The organism is Pseudomonas sp. E102 (genome assembly GCF_052660185.1).
Window position 1 is genome coordinate 5,268,409 of sequence record NZ_CP084025.1, and the last position, 13,723, is coordinate 5,282,131.

The 13,723-nt window shown below is 63.8% G+C and carries 13 protein-coding genes; 5 read left to right on the forward strand and 8 right to left on the reverse strand.

What is annotated here, in order from left to right; genetic code table 11:
* Nucleotides 1-107: 107 nt before the first annotated feature.
* Entirely contained in the window at nucleotides 108-746 is a 639-nt protein-coding gene (locus DOCECA_RS23780; RefSeq protein ID WP_434561743.1) for an HD domain-containing protein, read from the reverse strand.
* Nucleotides 747-930: 184 nt separating this feature from the next.
* Here DOCECA_RS23780 and DOCECA_RS23785 point away from each other — a divergent pair, with 184 nt between their 5' ends.
* Entirely contained in the window at nucleotides 931-1,896 is a 966-nt protein-coding gene (locus DOCECA_RS23785) for a GlxA family transcriptional regulator (protein ID WP_445572187.1), read from the forward strand.
* A 2-nt stretch (nucleotides 1,897-1,898) separates the two neighbouring features.
* Here DOCECA_RS23785 and DOCECA_RS23790 read toward each other — a convergent pair whose 3' ends face one another.
* The 3 genes from DOCECA_RS23790 to DOCECA_RS23800 all read right to left on the reverse strand — a co-directional run bounded on the left by DOCECA_RS23790 (nucleotide 1,899) and on the right by DOCECA_RS23800 (nucleotide 5,444).
* Nucleotides 1,899-2,240 carry a carboxymuconolactone decarboxylase family protein gene (locus DOCECA_RS23790; protein WP_014340738.1) on the reverse strand — a complete coding sequence of 114 codons (342 nt, stop codon included), beginning with the start codon at nucleotides 2,238-2,240 and terminating at the stop codon, nucleotides 1,899-1,901.
* 99 nt (nucleotides 2,241-2,339) lie between these two features.
* A complete protein-coding gene (locus DOCECA_RS23795) occupies nucleotides 2,340-4,748 on the reverse strand; it encodes a penicillin acylase family protein (RefSeq protein ID WP_445571176.1) in 2,409 nt (802 codons plus the stop codon).
* A 108-nt stretch (nucleotides 4,749-4,856) separates the two neighbouring features.
* Nucleotides 4,857-5,444, reverse strand: a complete 588-nt coding sequence (locus DOCECA_RS23800) for a DUF6436 domain-containing protein (RefSeq protein ID WP_434561747.1) — start codon at nucleotides 5,442-5,444, stop codon at nucleotides 4,857-4,859.
* Nucleotides 5,445-5,551: 107 nt separating this feature from the next.
* On the opposite strand from DOCECA_RS23800, the gene DOCECA_RS23805 reads away from it, so the two are divergent.
* Nucleotides 5,552-6,499, forward strand: a complete 948-nt coding sequence (locus tag DOCECA_RS23805) for an alpha/beta hydrolase (protein WP_420765071.1) — start codon at nucleotides 5,552-5,554, stop codon at nucleotides 6,497-6,499.
* A 98-nt stretch (nucleotides 6,500-6,597) separates the two neighbouring features.
* On the opposite strand, the gene DOCECA_RS23810 is transcribed toward DOCECA_RS23805, so the two are convergent.
* Nucleotides 6,598-7,341: a DUF2059 domain-containing protein gene (locus tag DOCECA_RS23810; RefSeq protein ID WP_434608990.1), complete on the reverse strand. Its 744-nt coding sequence runs from the start codon at nucleotides 7,339-7,341 to the stop codon at nucleotides 6,598-6,600.
* Nucleotides 7,342-7,481: 140 nt separating this feature from the next.
* On the opposite strand from DOCECA_RS23810, the gene DOCECA_RS23815 reads away from it, so the two are divergent.
* Both DOCECA_RS23815 and DOCECA_RS23820 read left to right on the forward strand, forming a co-directional pair.
* A complete protein-coding gene (locus DOCECA_RS23815) occupies nucleotides 7,482-8,111 on the forward strand; it encodes a 2OG-Fe(II) oxygenase (protein WP_445571177.1) in 630 nt (209 codons plus the stop codon).
* A gap of 2 nt (nucleotides 8,112-8,113) precedes the next feature.
* The gene (locus tag DOCECA_RS23820) at nucleotides 8,114-8,605 is read left to right on the forward strand and encodes a DUF523 domain-containing protein (RefSeq protein ID WP_434561753.1); all 492 of its coding nucleotides are present in this window, start codon (nucleotides 8,114-8,116) and stop codon (nucleotides 8,603-8,605) included.
* 156 nt (nucleotides 8,606-8,761) lie between these two features.
* Here the strand turns inward: DOCECA_RS23820 and DOCECA_RS23825 are convergent, their stop codons facing one another.
* Nucleotides 8,762-10,135, reverse strand: coding sequence for a GTPase/DUF3482 domain-containing protein (locus DOCECA_RS23825; RefSeq protein ID WP_434649734.1), 1,374 nt, complete (start codon nucleotides 10,133-10,135; stop codon nucleotides 8,762-8,764).
* Complete coding sequence (locus DOCECA_RS23830) at nucleotides 10,128-11,498, reverse strand: DUF2868 domain-containing protein (RefSeq protein ID WP_445571178.1); 1,371 nt, start codon at nucleotides 11,496-11,498, stop codon at nucleotides 10,128-10,130. The genes DOCECA_RS23825 and DOCECA_RS23830 overlap by 8 nt, the downstream gene beginning before the upstream one ends.
* A gap of 77 nt (nucleotides 11,499-11,575) precedes the next feature.
* Between DOCECA_RS23830 and DOCECA_RS23835 the strand changes: the two genes are divergently transcribed.
* Entirely contained in the window at nucleotides 11,576-12,088 is a 513-nt protein-coding gene (locus DOCECA_RS23835) for a dihydrofolate reductase (protein ID WP_434561759.1), read from the forward strand.
* Between the two features lie 49 nt (nucleotides 12,089-12,137).
* On the opposite strand, the gene DOCECA_RS23840 is transcribed toward DOCECA_RS23835, so the two are convergent.
* Entirely contained in the window at nucleotides 12,138-13,529 is a 1,392-nt protein-coding gene (locus DOCECA_RS23840; RefSeq protein ID WP_434701320.1) for an L-cystine transporter, read from the reverse strand.
* Between the last annotated feature and the right edge of the window lie 194 nt (nucleotides 13,530-13,723).

A 13,723-nucleotide genomic window follows, 5' to 3' on the forward strand; every position in this document is an offset into this window, starting at 1 on the left:
GGGAGCGAGCTCGCTCCCACTGGTGTTTTTTTGCCTGCAAATCCGTGGCTCAGCGCAGATCCCCTTGTGGGAGCGAGCCTGCTCGCGATAGCGGTGGGGTGTGCTGGCTATGAATTCCAGGGCGAGCTGCGGATCACTTCAACGAAGTTCATCGGCTTGAACCCCGGCTCCTGATCCCTCAGCACATCGGTTTTCACATTGCCGAAGGTGGTATGTGGACGATGCCGCAAGCCGTCGGCGAAGGCGCAGATGATGCACTCCTTGAAGCCTTCTCCCCGGGGATGCGCATGCACCACGGCGTCGCGCTGTGCGGCGGGGAACGCGGCGTAATCCATGCCCAGCACGTCCATTTCCACGCCAGCGGTCACCAGGGCGACGTTGGGGCGCAGGTGCTTCGGCACGCCGGGCGTGGTGTGCAGCGCGATCGACAGCCACACTTGCTCGATGTCGTCATCGCTCAACCCGTAGGGTTTGAGGAAGGCCGCGGCGGCATTCGCGCCGTCCACTTCGAAGCGCTCATCGTCGCTGCGGTAGCCTTCCACCAACCCGAGGTCGTGGAACATCGCGCCGACGTAGAGCAGCTGCGGATCGTAAGCCAACTGCTGGCGCTGGCCGCTCAAGGCGCCGAACAGGAACACCCGGCGGGAATGGTGATACAGCAGGTCCGATTCAATGTCGCGGATGTATTCGGTGGTGGCCCGGGCGAGGGCGCTGTCGGGAATCTGGATGCCGGCGATGCGGGTCATGCTGCTCTCCTCTTGACGGTGCGCCGTGGCGGCGCTGAGGGTTCAGTCTGTTCGCCGGGATACGGCGCAGCAATCGCGCCATGGCTGCGATTACGGCCAATGAACTTGGGTTTCATGCCATCTGGCTTCTGCACGCCGGATTGGCTAGGGTTCTGTGGTCAACCCGGACAGGTAAGTGAGCACCATGGAAAAAACCGTCGCCATCGTGGTGTTCACGGGCGTCCAGTCCCTGGATGTCAGCGGCCCCCTGGATGTGTTCTGCGAAGCCAATCGCTTTCTCGCCGCGCAGGATCACTATCGGCTGGAAGTGATCGGCGTCGAGCGCGGCGCGACGTCTTGCTCCAACGGCATGTCCCTCAATCCCCACCGCCATTTCAGCGAAGCGTCAGGGCCGTACGACCTGCTGCTGGTCGCGGGCGGGCCGCAATTGCCGTTCATGGACGTTGGCCCAGCGTTCAATGCCTGGCTGCGCGAAGCCTGCGCCCGGGCCGGGCGCTTCGGTTCGATCTGCAATGGCGCGTTCATGCTCGCTCGGGCGGGATTGCTCCAGGGGCGGACCGTCACCACCCATTGGGGCGATGCTTCGGCGCTGGCGCAGCTGTGCCCCTCGACCCGGATCGAAGCCGATCGGCTGTACGTGCAGGACGGCGAGCTGTATACCTCGGCGGGCGTTACGGCGGGAATCGACCTGTCGTTGTTTCTGCTGGCTCAGGACCATGGGCCGGAGGTGGCACTGAACGTCGCCAAGCGGCTGGTGGTGTTCACCCAGCGTTCAGGCGGTCAATCACAGTTCAGTCCGTTTCTCGCGCCCCATGCCGAGCCGACCTCCACCGTGGCCCAGGTCCAGGCGTACGTGATGGCGAATCTCAACGGTGATCTGGGCATCGCCAACCTCGCCAGCGCGGCGAACATGAGCCCACGCAATTTCTCCCGCGTGTTCGCCCGGGAGGCGAAGGTCACGCCAGCCGAGTTCGTCGAACAGGCCCGGGTAGACGCGGCGCGCGTGATGCTGGAAAGCACTCGGGCACCGCTCAAGACCGTCGCTTACCAATGCGGCTTTCGCGATGCCCAACACATGCGCAGCGTCTTCAATCGGCGGTTGGGCGTGACGCCGCAACAGTTCAGGTTGAATTTTGCCGCGTTGCTTTAAGCTCATTTTTTCAGTGCGTCATGGGCCTCCAGCGCCCGCAGGGAATAGATATAAGCCGCTCCGGCATTCAGCGAGACCGCCGTTGCCAGGGTGGCGGCGATTTCTTCGCGGGTCGCGCCGGCCTTGATCGCGGCGTCGGTGTGTACGCCGATGCAGCCGTCACATCGGGTGGTGATCGCCACGGCGATGGAGATCAGTTCACGGGTCTTGGCGTCGAGCACGTTGTTCTCGGCGGCAGCCTCATCCAGGGCCATGTAGGCCTTGACCATTTTGGGATTGCTTTTGCCCAGGGCGCCAAAGGCACTCTTGATGGTGGGCAGCAGTTCGGACCAGTTATTGAACATTGCATCGACTCCATTGTGATAAACGGGTTGGGCTTTTGCAGTCTTGACGATCATTGATGTCCAAGCCTGTCGATCGTCAGAAACATTCCGATGCCATGGTCAGGGCTCGGCCCTGGCGGGCAGCAGTTTCAGTGTGCCGTGGGTGTTGGCGGTGACTTCTTCCTCGGCCAGGTGCGCCTGGTGATACAGCCCTTCGATATAGGCGTCGGCCTGGTCCTTGTAGTGCTTGTCGAATGGTACGCCGCTCTGGCCGACAGGGTTGATGGTGACGCTGTGGGCCGGGTCGGCGAAGTCAATGATGCGCCGAGTGGAAGGGCCATAGGTCACGGGCCAGGGCGCCGGTCCGATCTTGGCCGAGAGATTGTTCGGCACTTCATGGGTGCCGGGTGCGGCGAACGGTCCAACGTTGAAGACCCGGTCCAGTGGCTTTTGCTGGCCCAGGGGATGCCCGTGGGTCAGGGTGTGTGCCTGACCCCACCGCCATTGGGCGGGGTCGGCCCCCAGCGTCGCCCTCAAGTGCGCCAGGGATTTGTCCCAGGCTTTGATCACCGTGTCGGCGCGGGTTTCGGTGCCCAGCGTCGATCGGTCGTCCCACCACGGCGAGTCTTTCTCGGCGGCCAGGCGTGGCAGCGCGGCGTCGATGACACGGGTCGATAGCGCGGTTTCGAAGAATCCGTCGCCCAGTTCGTCCCGCAGGGCGGTGTTGGCCAGGTCATACAGGAACTGGTTGAACAGCGTGGCGCTGATGGAGTCCAGCGGGTAGTCGCCCTTCCACTCAGCCAGTTGTTCCACCCACTTGCGCTCCTGCGGGTCGCTGACCGCTTCGCGCAGGATCGGCAACAAAGGTGCAATCAGCCGCGGGCCATAGGCGGTGGTGGTGCCCAGTTGCAGTTTCTGGGTGGTCTGGATGTCCCATTTGGCCTGTTTGTCGCTCAGTTGTCGGTCGAGTTGCTGACCCCGGTCGGCGAGGTTGTAGTAGCCAGGGATCTCGATCCCGCTGGCCGCCACCGGCTGGAAATTCGCTGAGAGGATGTAGCCCCGGGCCGGGTTCTCTTCCTGGGGATTGCTGCTGAAAGGGTAGAAACCGTCTTTTTCCGCTTCGGCGCTGGTGCCGTCGAGAATGAAGCCGGGTTTCACGCCAGCCGGCCGCTTGGGCAATTGCGCTGCGGCCCACCAGCCGATGTCGCCCTTGGCATTGGCCCAGACCACGTTTAGCCCCGGCGCATGGATATTGGCCGACGCACCGCGGGCCTTCACTAAGGTGTCGGCGCGGTTGAGCTGGTAGAACGCCTCGAGGATCGGATTGCGGCTTTCCAGGAACCCCCACCACATGGCGATTGGCGTCTTGCCCGCATTGGCGCCGAGGGCATCGTTGACGATCGGGCCGTGGGGCGACTGGCGCAACACCAGCGTTACCGGGGCCTGGCCTTTGACGGCGATCTGCTGTTCGCTGCGGGTCATGTCCACCCACTGGCCGCGATACCAGACCTGTTCGGGGTTGTCCGGGTTGATCTTCTCGGCGATCAGGTCCAGGTCGTCGTTCTGGAACATGGTGATGCTCCAGCCGAAATCCTTGTTCATGCCCAGGGAGGCGAACGGCATGAGGGCCTGATACTGGCCGTAGAGTTCGAAACCTGGCGCCGACAGGTGGGCTTCGTACCACACCGACGGCGTGGAAAAGCGGATATGCGGATCGCCCGCCAGCAAAGGCTTGCCGCTGTGGGTGCGGTTGCCCGAGACCGCCCAGGCGTTGCTGCCTTCGAACTGCGGCAGGCCATGGTCGGCCAAGGCCTGCTCACTCAGGCGGGCGAGGGCGTTGAGGTCTTTCCAGTCAGTGGCGGACAGTGTCGTGCCGCCTGCCGGATCCTGAGGCAGGACGCCCTGGGGCTGCCAGTCGAGGTCGAAAATCTTCAGATACTCGGCACCGAGTTCGTCGCGCACATAGCTCAACAAGGGTTCGGTGCGAAAGGCCGCGGCGAAGCTGTAGGCCATGTAGCCGACGATGCTGGCGGTGTCTTCAGCGGTAAAGGGACGCTTGGGAATGCCCAGCACATCGAACTCCAGCGGCCGCGTGTGGGTTTGCTGATAGGCGTTGATGCCGTCCAGGTACGCTTGCGTAGCGATCCAGGCCGGCGACTGTCGATCCTGCTCGGCGACGTAGCTGGCGGCGCGCTCGCGAATGCGCAGGCTGCGCATCAGCTTGTCGGTGTCGAGCAACTTGGGCCCGAGGATCTCGGCCAACTCGCCCCGGGCGAGGCGCCGCATGATCTCCATCTGGAACAGCCGATCCTGGGCGTGGACGTAACCGAGGGCACGGTACAGGTCGGTTTCGTTCTCGGCGCGGATATGCGGCACGCCGCGTTCGTCGTAGCGCACCGTCACCGAGCCTTGCAGCCCTTGCAACTGCACCGTGCCCTGGCGGGTGGGCTGCTTGCTGTAGAGGTAGCCGCCCGCGACGATAACGGCGGTGACGACCAGTGACAGGAAGGCGACGAGGGTCCGTTTCATGGTCATTCCTTATTCGAGTGGCAGCGGTCCCACGATCTCGCTGTGGATCGCCTGTTTAACACGTGACCGCTTCCCGGTGCATCGTTCCTCGGAGGGATATCTTCGGCCCTACTGTTTGCTGGATGTGTCCTGGGCCCACGGACAATAACAACCCACCGCCATGGTGTGGGTTGCGTCGACTTGCCGGCCGGTACTCAACGCTTCGAGAATCGGTTCGATAAAGCTGTTGCTCGAATTGCAGGTCAAGCCTTCGCTGTACGGGCCGAAATACGCCAGTTTGCCGTGGCGGTCCCAGATCGCCACGGCGGGGCTGGCAGGAATCTGTTCCGAACCGGGAAGCGCCGGCAGTGCCTTGAGGCTATTCAGCGTGGCAGGCAGGCGGCCCTGGCTGCCGGTTTTTTGTACTGCGTAGAACGCCACGCCAAGGGGGGTGTATTTCTCGACCAGCTCGGAGAGGTGCTGCTGATTGCCAACGTTGCACGGGCAGGCCGGATCCCAGAAATGCACCAGGCGGATTGCGCCGGGGCCGGCCAGGTCGGGCGGCAGGCGCAGGGGGTCGCCGGAAAATACTGCCGTGTGTTGGCTGAACGTCCTCAGGAATCGGCCCTGGAACCAGTCGTAGGCGAGCCACAGCACGACGGCGCACGCGAGGGCGAGCAGGCTGGCAAGCAAGGTCGTGCGGTGGGACGGGCGCATGGAGTCGATCCTCTGGAGCCGCGTAGCTTGCCATGCCCGACGCGACAGATGAATATCACAGGCTTACAAAGCCTGTTTCGCGCGATGCGCTCCTGCCTGGAATACCAATGCCCGCTTCTTTTGACCCTGATCATCTGCGCGCCAGCCTGCAACCTTTGGCGCAGTGGCAGCCGCTGTCTGCGCAAGCGCAGGCCTACCAGCAATTCTATGGACTGGATTTCCCGGCACGCACGCTGCGCAGCGGCCTGGGTCGTTTCGACGTTGCGGGGTATGAGCTGGTCGGCCAGGTCTGGTGGCCGGAAAAAGCCGTGGCGACCCTGTTCCTTTTCCATGGCTATTACGACCACATGGGCCTTTACCGGCACTTGATCGACTGGGCGCTGGAGCAGCGGTTCGTGGTGATCAGCTGCGACTTGCCGGGCCATGGATTGTCCAGTGGCGAGCGCGCCAGCATCGGCGATTTCGCCGACTACCAGGCGACATTGCAAGGTTTGCTGGCAGAAGGGGAGAGCCTTGGCTTGCCGCAACCCTGGCACCTGTGCGGACAAAGCACCGGCGGGGCAATTGTGGTCGACCATGTCCTCAACCAGGGCGCAAACAGCCCGGCCCAGGGCCAGGTCATCCTGTTATCGCCCCTGGTCCGGCCTCGCGCCTGGGGCTGGTCGCGCCTCAGTTATTACCTGCTCAAGCCGTTCGTGACCGGCATTGCCCGGCGGTTCACCGAGAATTCCACCGACCCGGATTTCCTTCCGTTCCTGCAGGCCGACCCGCTGCAACCGCTGCGCCTGCCCACCGCGTGGGTCGGGGCGCTCGCGCAGTGGATCAAGCGCATAGAGGCGGCGCCGAGCAGCCCGCGCCAGCCGTTGATCGTCCAGGGGCAGGCGGACATGACGGTGGATTGGCGACACAACTTGCAAGTGTTGCAGGCCAAATTCGACCGGCCGCAGGTTCTGATGTTGCCGCAGGGGCGGCATCACCTGGCGAATGAGAGGTTGGCGATGCGTCAGGAAATGTTTGAGTTCTTGAGCAGGCGGATGAGTCGGGTCCGGCGGTGATCGATCTATCGCGTTCGCGAGCAGGCTCGCTCCCACAATAGATCTGTGCAATCAGTCTCTGTGGGAGCGAGCCTGCTCGCGATAGCGATGTACAATCCCTACTGCCCTAAGTTCTGCCCCACCGCTAACCCCGCCCGAATCGCCGCCAGCGCCGCCTGGTAATAGGCCTGCCCCTCGGCCGACTCGGCGAAGGTGGCGAATTCTTCCAGCTCGGTGTCGGTCAGGTCACGGTAGACGTACAGCAACGTGTTGTTCAGGTCCGCACCGATCTGGTCCATCAGGCGCTGGCGCTGGCCGTTCAACATGCCTTGAGCCTGCCCGCCGCCCAGCAAGCCTGGAATCATCGAACTCAGGCTGTCGGCCGCCACGCCGGCGATCGCCAGGCTGACTTCGGCACCTGCTTCACGGGCGGGCAGGGCCTGGGCCAGATGGCCGATGATCAGCAGGCGGTTATCGCTGGCCTGCATCTTAGGCAGGCCCTTGGCGTTCTTCGCCAATTGGTCGCGGCGGGTGGCGAGCAGTTCGGCCGCGACGACTTTGCGGCCCAGGGGCGATTGGAAAAAGGTCAGGGCCGGGTCCGGATCGGCAAGGTTCTTGCGCAGCTGGGCCTCGGCCCGTTGGTCCATGGCCTGGGGCGCGAACCGTTGGTTGCTGTTGTTCACCAACGCCTGGAACACCGCTGGCGGCAGGCTGTTCTGATAGCGCTGCTGCGCGGCATTCAAGGCGTCATTGAAATGCGCCCGTTGTTCCGGCCAGCCGGCGACCTTGTACAACTGGTCGTAGCTGTCTGCCCAGGCGGGCAATACGCAGAACATCAACAGTGAGAAAAGCAAACGGCGCATAGGGACTCCTGTCAGCAGCCGACTATTCTCCGTGGGGTGCGGGAACTTGTCGAGAATTCGTATCAAGTTCGTACGGCGGTGCCACCTGGCGCAGCGAACCCGCTGCGCGGCGCTGTCGGTTTTGCAGGCACAGGAATATTATGCGCGCCATGCAAATACCTTCTGATCATCCGTTGCTGTTACGTATCGTCGACGACCTGGCCGAGCGCGGCTGGTCGCAGCAGAACATCTTCCTGCCGGATGCGCTGACGCGCGCCTTGGCGGCCGAGTGCCGCCAGCGCGCCGCTGAAGGTGAACTGGCCCCGGCCGCCGTTGGACGCGGGCCGTTTTCGGAAATTCGCGAAGGGATCCGTGGCGATCACATCCAGTGGATCGAGCCCGGCCAGGTTGACGCCTGCGACCGTTACCTGGGGTTGATGGACTGCCTGCGCGAGGCCTTGAACCGGGGCCTGTTCCTGGGCCTGGAGGATTTCGAGAGCCACTTCGCCCTGTACCCGCCCGGTGCGTTCTACCTCAAGCACGTCGACCGCTTCCGTGACGATGACCGGCGCATGGTCTCGGCGGTGCTCTATCTCAATGACGCCTGGCTGCCGGAACACGGCGGTCAGTTGCGCATGTACCTGGGCGAAAGTGAGCACGATGTAGTGCCCACCGGCGGCTGCCTGGTGGTGTTTCTCTCGGGGGACATTCCCCATGAAGTGCTGCCGGCGACGCGTGAGCGCCTGTCCTTGACCGGTTGGTTCCGACGCCGCGGCAACGAGTTGTTCTGAGCATGGAAAAAATCCTCGTCAGTCGCTGTCTGCTCGGTCATCGCGTGCGTTACGACGGTGGCGCCAGCGGGCCATTCGATCAGCTCCAGCAATGGCTCGACGAGGGTCGTGTCGTGCCGCTGTGCCCGGAGGTCGCCGGCGGCTTGCCCACGCCCCGGCCGGCGGCGGAGATTCCTGGCGGGCAAGGAGTGAAAGTGCTCGATGGCGACGCGGCGGTCATCACCACCGATGGCGAGGATGTGAGCGCGCAGTTTTTGTCGGGTGCCTATCAAGCGTTGGATTTGGTGCGCGAACACGGCATCCGGATCGCCGTGCTGAAGGCCAACAGCCCCTCCTGCGGCAACCTGCTCACCTATGACGGGACATTCAGCGGTGTGAAAGTCCTCGGCGAGGGCGTGACGGCGGCGTTGCTCAAGCGCCATGGCGTACGGGTGTTCAGCGAGCTGGAGCTGGCGGAAGCGGCGTCGGCGCTAAAAGCGTTGGCCGCGGAATAATTGCGGCGAACCGTTTTTTTGTGGCGAGGGGATTTATCCCCGCTGGGGTGCGAAGCGCCCCCAAAAAAATATCGACCACAGCCGCACATCCAAAAAGCAGGGGGCCGCTTCGCGACCCAACGGGGATAAATGCCCTCACCACAGAAATGACGGTGTCTAAAGCTGCTCGGCCAATAGCTCGATCTGCTCTTGCCGCTCGGCCTGGCTCAAGCGGGGACTGGGGTTGAGCGACGACCACTGCGGATACGCCCGGGCCTTGTTCAATGCTTCGGGCAACCTGCCTTCGCGCCATGTCTTATCGTGGGGCGTGGCGATACGGATACTGTCCATCGCCGCATGACCGCGCTGATTGATCGCTTGCAGCAATTGCCGTTGGCGCAAGGCCAGGAGGCGCAGCACGCTGTCGTCCACGGTCAGTTCGCGCTGGCCCTTGAGCTTGCCCATCAACCGGTTGCCATAGCTGCGGGCGGTTTGCAGCGCACCGCCGGCAATGGCTCCGGCCAGGGCTGCGGCGCCAAGGGTCAACCCTCCCACCAGCAAATCCACGCCCGCACCCGCCGCTGCCCCGGCCGCGATCCCGCCACCGACTCGCACGCCCAATTGCTTGAGGGTGTCGGGATTGAACAGGTCATCGCCCCAGCGACCGTCCAGTAGAGGCAAATCGCTGGCGGCCGCGTCCTGGGCACGGAAAGCGTAAAGCTTGAGCAGCGCTTCAACGCAGCGCTGCTCGCGCTGACGGACGGCGTCGCGCAATTGGCCGATGGCCTGGTGCTCCAGATCCGCATCGCTGGCGACGCTGCGTCGGCAGGCGGCACAGTCGATCAGAAGTTCGGCGATCAGGCGCTTTGCGCTCTGCTGGCGAGCCTGGCGCTGGGCCTGTTGATCATCGATCAGTCGCTCCAGCTGTTCGCGAGCGTTTTCCAGCAACAGCGCAAGGCTTTCGTACAGACGTCGTTCGCCGTCTTCCGGCGGGGCGACGCTGTCGAAGCGCACCAGCGCATGCAGGCCCAATCGCGCCAGGGCTTCGCGCCACTCAGGTTCGCGATGCTGGGCGCTGCTGACGAAGTTGAGCACCGGTAGCAGCGGTTTGCCGCAACTGGCGAGGACTTCCAACTCATCGCGGTATTTGGCCAGCACTGGCTCGCGGGCATCAATGACATACAGTCCGGCATCGCTGGCGAGCAACTGCCGCAGCACCTTGGCTTCCTGCTCAAAGCGTTGCCGGGCCTCACTGCCATCGAGGAAGCGCGCCAGGCGTGCCGGGCCGTCCAGGCGTTCGCCCGGCCGCTCCAGGCGTTCCAGGTAATCGAGCAGGGCGATGGCGTCTTCCAGCCCCGGCGTGTCGTACAGTTCCAGCAGCGCCTGGCCATCCACCGACAGGCGAGCCCCTTCGACGTGACGGGTGGTGCTCGGGCGATGGGACACCTCGCCGAAGCCGACGTCGCGGGTCAGGGTGCGCAGCAAGGAGGTCTTGCCGACATTGGTGTGGCCGACCACCGCGAGCTTCAGGGGCTTGATGGATTCAGTCATGGCCGGTCTCCAGCCAGTTCATCGGGGCGCAATCGGCGAACGGCAACTCCAACTGTTGCAGCGCGTTATGCCAATCACCCAGGCGCTCGCCGTCCAGCGCTTCGCCGGGTGGCGCCTGCAATAACCAGATACGGGTAGCGCTGGCGCTGCGGGCCAGCTCGGCAATCAACGCTAGGCTTCCACGGTCCGGCGAACGCCGGGGGTCGCAGGCAATCGCCAGGCGCGCGGGTGGGAAACGCGACAGTTGTTCCAAGAGTCTGTGGCGGGACTCGCGGCTGTCGAGGATGCCGGCGTTTTTAACGGAGTCGGGCAGCTTGGGCGGCCAGGGACGTTCGTCCAGCTCGATCGCCACCAGCAACGCGCCGTCACTTTCCATTGCCCCGACGGCGCTGTCGATTCTGTGCAACTGTGCGGGCGCGGCATCGTTGACCCCCAGGCGCTCGCTGCTGGGCATCAACCGCTCGCGCAACTGCGCGTAACCGGGCAGGTTCAAGTCCAGGCGAAGTCTGGCGCGGCCACGACGCCATCGCCACAGGCACAGCAGCGTCAGGCACAGGCGCGGCAGCACGCCGTAGACCAGCAAGACGCCGACCAACCACCCGGCCCAGGCCTGGCGGGCGCTCTCGATATCCAACGCGGCGTCACCGCTGGCGCGGATCATCTCGACGGTCGGCACGCTGAAGCCCAGCAGGGCGGGCAGCGCACCGAGGGCCTGGGTCATGGCGACAAAGGTATCGCCGCCCAGAATCGTGGTTTCCCAGACGAAGCCATAACGCCGGGTCGCCATCAGCATCAGTACGATGACCAGCGCGCTGAGCATCGCCAGTAGCCACAAGCCGTTGACCAGCACGCCGAGCGCCCAGCGATTGAGCCGGTGCCGTTGCAACAACAGCAGCAGCAGGGCTGGCGCCAGTTGGGCAGCCTTGGCATCGCGCGCCAGTTTTTCGCTGAGCCACAGCCAAAGGCGTCCCAGCGTGGCGCCTTGCTCCCCAGCGAACAGCAGGCCCAGGAGCCAGCCAATGAGCAGGAGCAGGTTCAGCCCCAACAGGCTGCCCAAGGCCCAGAAAACGTTGACCGGCGCGCGTCCATCGCCGAGGGCGGCGAACCCCAGGCCGGCGCCGCTGGCGATGGCGAGCACCGCCAACGCCATCAGCGCCAGCCGCGCTCCCTGCAGCCAGTGGCGCAGGGCTTGAGCAAGGCCGTCGCGGTCGGCCAGCCAGCGGGCGCGGTGGCGGATGCGGGTGGATAGATCGCCTCCTGCCGCGCGGGCCAGGCGATTGGCTTCCTGGTCCTCGAGCGGGCCGGCGTGTTCTTCACGCAGGCGTATCGTCTCGGTCAACCAGAGGTTCTGCAGTTCTGTCACGGGCGCTTCCGTTGCTCGAATGAGCAAAGAGCATAACCGCTGTGGCGCCAGTCCGGGCCTCTGGTATTCTCGCCCTCATGAAAAAAACTCTTCCCTTAAGCCTGATCGCAGCCCTCGGTGAAAACCGTGTGATCGGCATCGACAACACCATGCCCTGGCACTTGCCGGGGGATTTCAAATATTTCAAGGCCACCACTCTGGGCAAGCCGATCATCATGGGCCGCAAGACCTGGGACTCCCTCGGTCGACCGCTGCCGGGTCGCTTGAATATCGTGGTGAGCCGCCAACCCGGCCTGGTTTTGGAAGGCGCGCAGGTTTATTCCACGCTTGAAGCCGCAGTGGAACGGGCCGAAGCCTGGGCGCTGGAACAAGGCGTGGACGAGCTGATGCTGATCGGCGGTGCCCAGCTCTATGCCCAGGCATTGGATCAGGCGGATCGGCTGTACCTGACCCGCGTGGCGCTGAGCCCGGAAGGGGATGCTTGGTTCCCGGCGTTTGATTCGAACCAGTGGAAGCTGGTTTCGAACCAGCCGAATCCGGCCGAAGGGGACAAGCCGGCCTACAGTTTCGAAGTCTGGGAAAAACGCTGAAGCATCGCGAGCAAGCTTGCTCGCGATAGCCGATTTAACAGGCCCCCCGTCAAGCCTGCGCCAACTCCCCATGCTCGTCGGCATCGAGCAGTGCTTTGTCAGTCTGCTGCATCACCTGGCTGGTAATCGCCCCCGCAGTGATCGAGCCACTGACATTCAATGCAGTGCGGCCCATGTCGATCAGCGGCTCCACCGAAATAAGCAGCGCCACCAGCGAGACCGGCAAACCCATGGCCGGCAGCACGATCAGCGCGGCGAACGTCGCGCCACCACCGACTCCTGCCACGCCCGCCGAACTCAAGGTCACGATGGCGACCAGCGTTGCGATCCACACCGGATCCAGCGGGTTGATGCCCACGGTGGGCGCGACCATCACCGCCAGCATCGCCGGATACAGCCCAGCACAACCGTTCTGGCCGATGGTGGCGCCGAACGAGGCGCTGAAGCTGGCGATCGCCCGGGGAATGCCGAGGCGACTGGTCTGGGCCTCGATGCTCAACGGAATGGTCGCGGCGCTGGAACGGCTGGTGAAGGCGAACGTCAACACCGGCCAGATCTTGCGGAAGAAACGCAGCGGGTTGATCCCGGCGGCCGACACCAGCAGGCCATGGACCACGAACATCAAGCCCAGCCCCAGGTACGACACCACTACGAAACTACCGAGCTTGATGATGTCCTGCAGATTCGAGCCGGCGACCACCTTTGTCATCAGCGCCAGCACGCCGTATGGCGTGAGCTTCATCACCAGGCGCACCAGGCGCGTCACCCAGCTTTGCAGGGTGTCGATGGCGTCGACCACCTTCTGGCCTTTCTCGGCGTCATCCTTGAGCAACTGCAACGCGGCGACACCGAGGAACGCCGCGAAAATCACCACGCTGATGATCGACGTCGGCTTCGCCCGGGCGAGGTCGGCAAAAGGATTCTGTGGAATGAACGAAAGCAGCAGCTGCGGAATGTTCAGGTTGGCGACCTTTGCGGCGTAGTCGCCCTGGATCACTTGCAGGCGCGCCAGTTCCTGGGTGCCGGCCACCAGGCCCTCGGCGGTGAGGCCGAACAGGTTGGTCAGGCCGATGCCGATCAGCGCCGCGATGGCGGTGGTGAACAGCAGCGTACCGATGGTCAGGAAGCTGATCTTGCCCAGGGACGCGGCATTGTGCAGGCGGGCCACGGCGCTGAGGATCGAGGCGAAGACCAGCGGGATCACGATCATCTGCAGCAACTGCACATAGCCATTGCCCACGAGGTCGAACCAACCGATCGACGCTTTGAGCACGGGATTCGCTGCCCCATAAATCGTATGCAGGGCGATACCGAACACCACGCCCAGCGCCAGCGCCAGCAAGACCTTTTTGGCCAGGCTCCAGGTGCTGTGGCGGGTTTGCGCCAGGCCGAACAGCAGGCCAATGAACACCAGCAGATTGAGTATCAGCGGCACATTCATGAAAAGCTCCGATAAGACTTTGCCAGTCGCCACGAGCCGCGACTGTGAGCCGGAAAGCCTAACAGTCTGATATCTAAAGAATTAATACTAAAAAAGAATGATTACTGTCGCTTCTGGAATAAGGCGCTGGCGCCCACGGACATGCCGCTGCCGTTATCGGGACGCAAGCGGTCGCCCACAGGCGGGATCCGTCA